1 protein-coding gene is annotated in these 288 nt (G+C 61.8%); it reads right to left on the bottom strand.

The features are described 5' to 3' along the window. A partial coding sequence (locus AAEY83_RS14015) for an MnhB domain-containing protein (protein WP_351059755.1) occupies positions 1–288 on the bottom strand: 288 nt, incomplete at both ends.

Genomic DNA, 288 nt, shown 5'->3' with positions numbered 1-288 from the left:
ATTGGTGGGCGAGGGCGGTGAGGATCAACAACGTCGATCCGACCACCACGGCGTACACGCCGACGTCGAAGAACAGCGCACTGGCAATATGGATATCACCGAGCAACGGCACGCTGATGTGCCAGGTGTGAGTGGTCAGGAACGGATAACCGGCGAGCAGCGCACCGAGACCGGTGGCAGTGGCGAACAGCAGCCCGGTGCCCATCCAGCGCAATGGCCGCAGGCTCATTTGTGCTTCGACCCACTGCGTGCCGGCAACCATGTATTGCAGGATGAAGGCCACCGACA

It is taken from the genome of Psychrobacter sp. TB20-MNA-CIBAN-0197 (assembly GCF_040309765.1).
GTDB lineage: Bacteria > Pseudomonadota > Gammaproteobacteria > Pseudomonadales > Moraxellaceae > Psychrobacter > Psychrobacter submarinus.
Note: the sequence above shows the minus strand (reverse complement) of the source record. Positions and strands in the feature narration are given on the sequence as shown.